At 69.3% G+C, this 2,856-nt stretch carries 5 protein-coding genes; 1 reads left to right on the top strand and 4 read right to left on the bottom strand.

Going from position 1 to position 2,856, the window contains the following annotated elements:
* From WBA11_RS02875 to WBA11_RS02865, 3 genes are all read right to left on the bottom strand, one after another.
* The coding region (locus tag WBA11_RS02875; protein ID WP_424519219.1) for a YdcF family protein at positions 1-484 on the bottom strand (484 nt) is incomplete at its 3' end.
* The gene (locus WBA11_RS02870; protein ID WP_424519218.1) at positions 481-708 is read right to left on the bottom strand and encodes a hypothetical protein; all 228 of its coding nucleotides are present in this window, start codon (positions 706-708) and stop codon (positions 481-483) included. The genes WBA11_RS02870 and WBA11_RS02875, both read right to left, overlap by 4 nt.
* Positions 705-1,019 carry a hypothetical protein gene (locus tag WBA11_RS02865; protein WP_424519217.1) on the bottom strand — a complete coding sequence of 105 codons (315 nt, stop codon included), beginning with the start codon at positions 1,017-1,019 and terminating at the stop codon, positions 705-707. Before WBA11_RS02865 ends, WBA11_RS02870 begins: the two co-directional genes overlap by 4 nt.
* Positions 1,020-1,211: 192 nt before the next feature.
* Here WBA11_RS02865 and rsgA point away from each other — a divergent pair, with 192 nt between their 5' ends.
* A complete protein-coding gene (gene rsgA / locus WBA11_RS02860) occupies positions 1,212-2,222 on the top strand; it encodes a ribosome small subunit-dependent GTPase A (RefSeq protein WP_424519216.1) in 1,011 nt (336 codons plus the stop codon).
* Here the strand turns inward: rsgA and WBA11_RS02855 are convergent.
* Positions 2,219-2,856 (bottom strand): FAD-dependent monooxygenase (locus tag WBA11_RS02855; RefSeq protein WP_424519215.1); only part of this gene is annotated, 638 nt, incomplete at its 5' end. The genes rsgA and WBA11_RS02855 overlap by 4 nt on opposite strands.

The raw sequence follows: 2,856 nt of genomic DNA, 5'->3' as shown, positions 1-2,856 counted from the left end.
GGTACCTCGAGGTCGGCGTCGCCGATGGCTCAGCCTCGATCCCCAGGTCACGGGCCATGGCCGTCGCGCGTCGCAGGTGCAGCGGGTCGCTGACCAGCAGAACGGGTCCATCGACCAGGGGCCGGATGCAGACCAGGTTCTGCCACGTCGTCCTCGAGAACGACTCGAGAGCGATCAGGGAGTCGGGGACGCCGTTCGCGACGAGGTAGCGCCGGCCAACGACGGACTCGGCCTCGAGGTCGGACTCTCTCGTTCCGCCCGTCAGGAGCACGCGCTGGACCCGTCCCTCGAGGGCGAGCGTCGCAGCGTGGTCGAGGCGGGCCGCGAACACGGGCGACGGCTGATCCTCCCAAACGGCGGCGCCGAGCACGACGGCGGCCTCGGCCTGCGGGTCATCGATGGACGCGTCGAAGAGCGCCGTGTCGAGCGCGACGAGAAGGGCACCGGCGATTGCAAGAGCGGCTGCCCACTTCGCGACCGTCATCCCCGCTCGTCGTCGCGGTCGAACTCCTCCAGGATGGTCGCGTCCGTCATGTTCGGGTCGAGCTCCCGCTCGAACGCCTCCTTGGCGTCGACGGTGATGGTCGCGGCCCGGTCCAGGCCACGGTCGATCGCGGAGGCGAGCAGCTTGACTGCCCCTCCTCCGACCAAGCCGACGCGACCCAAAAGACCCGCCTGCTCAAACCGCTCGACCCAGCGCTCGCTCATGCGTCGTCGGAGGGCGGCCGTCGACGAGGCTTACCGGCCGTCTTGCTGGACGGCTTTGACTTTGTCGACTTGGGGTTGGTCGTCCGCTTCGGTTTCGGCGTGGGCGGCGTGGGAACGGGCGGCGGAGGTGGCGGCGCCCCGACGTCCTCGGCGTGTCGAGGACGAAACCACGAGTCGATATCGAGGTCGTCGATCGTAGAAGCGGCACGGCGGCCGGTTTCGGCCAGCGCCTGGGCAATCGTCTCGAACGTCGCCTCGAGGACGAACGCCGCTTTCTCCGACGTGTCCAGGTCCTCGAAGGCCTGGCGCACGGGGTCCATGTTGGATTTCTTTTGGGTCGCCATCAGAGTGTGGGGGGTGCGGCGGAAGGGCGAACGGGGACGTCCCGGAGCCTGTCTCTGCCACCTGCGTTGGACGGAACCCCAACCCGAGAGTTTCACACCGTGGACGACGACACGCCGGCCTCCTCTTCCTCCGAGCCCGAGATCCGACGCGGTCTCGTGGTGCGCTCGACCGGCAGTTGGTACGACGTCGTCGACGACGACGGCGAGTCCATCCGCGCCAGGGTGCGGGGCAAGTTCCGGCTCGAGGCCTTGGAGATCGACGAGACGAACCCGGTCGCCGTCGGGGACCGCGTCGCCGTTCGCATCGAGGACGAGGAAGAGCAGGTCGGGACGATCACGGAGATCGAGCCGCGAGAAAACCAGCTCAGCCGACGCGCGTCCGGAAAGCGAGGGCTCGTGCGCGAGCACGTGATGGTGACCAACATCGACCGCGCGTGGTGCGTCCAGTCGACGTTTGGCCCGAAGGTCAACCCCGGCTTCGTGGACCGTTTTCTGGTGGCGGCCGAGACGCGGCACATTCCGGCCGGTCTCGTCATCAACAAGGTCGACCTGATCGGGGACAACGAGCGGGCGCAAGAGGCGATGGACTTTTGGAAAGAGCTGTACGAGAGCCTGGGCTACCCGGTCGTGTTCACGAGCGCCGAGACCGGCGCCGGCGTCGAGGACTTCGCGGCCGCCCTCGAGGGCGCCGTCAGCGTCGTCTCCGGCCCGTCGGGCGTCGGCAAGTCGAGCCTGCTCAACGCGATTGAGCCCGACCTCGACCTGGCGACCTCCGAGATCGGAGAGCGGACCCAGAAAGGACGGCACACGACGACGTTCGCCACGCTCTACCAGGTCGCCGGCGGCTGGGTCGCCGACACACCCGGCGTGCGCGAGTGGGGGTTGTGGGACATGGCGCCCGAGGAGTTGGGCGGCTACTTCGTCGAGTTCGTCCCGTTTATCGCGGACTGCCGCTTCCCGGACTGCACCCACGCCCACGAGCCCGGCTGCGCGGTCCAGGACGCCGTCGACCGCGACGAGATCGCCCAAGAGCGCTACGGCAGCTACCTCTCGATCCTGGACACGGTCGCCGAGTCTCACCAGGCGTCGCGCGTCGCGCGCTGGCGAACCCAAGGCCGGCCGGACGATCCCGACGAGGCCGTCGTCGACCTCGAGGACGACGGGGACTAAAACGCGGCTGTGAAGCCGGCTTGGAACGCCCCCGAGGGCGTCACGCGCGCGACCTGGTTGCGGACGCGGCCCGCGAGGCCCGAGAGCTGTCCGAGGCGACCGGCAAACCGCGACTGCCGCTGAATCCAGGCGGCGCGTCTTCGACGCTCCCGCTCATACCCCGCGAGCGCGCGTACCACGTCGTCCTCGAGGTCGAGGTGCCGGGCCAGCGCGGCCGCGTCCTCGAGGCCTTGGGCTCCGCCCTGCCCCAGATCCGGCGTCATCCCATGGGCGGCGTCACCAACCAGCACGACTCGTCCCGACGTCAGTCGCTTGGCGGGCGGCCGGTCGAACACGTCGTGCTGCGCGATCGGTCCGTCGGTCGAGGCGACGACCTCGAGGACGCGGGGCGTCCACCCGCGGAACAGCGACTCGATCTCGTCACAGGACGGCCTCGAGGACGACACGCCCGGCATCGCTGTGGCGAGCGCGTACCAATAGGCGCGTCCTCGGTCAAGGCGGAAGATTCCGAAGCGTACGCCGTCGCCCCACATCTCGACCGCGTCGCTCTCCATCCACTCGGGCCAAGCGGCGAGGGCGCGCCACGCGACGTAGCGCTGTGAGACCGGCTCGACGGCTCCGATCAATTGGTCCC

This window comes from Rubrivirga sp., assembly GCF_049648075.1.
In the GTDB taxonomy this organism is placed as follows: Bacteria; Bacteroidota; Rhodothermia; order Rhodothermales; family Rubricoccaceae; genus Rubrivirga.
Note: the sequence above shows the minus strand (reverse complement) of the source record. Positions and strands in the feature narration are given on the sequence as shown.

Coding starts and splice junctions, on each gene's coding strand:
- WBA11_RS02870 (WP_424519218.1), bottom strand. CDS start 708: ATGAGCGAGCGCTGGGTCGAGCGGTTTGAGCAGGCGGGTCTTTTGGGT.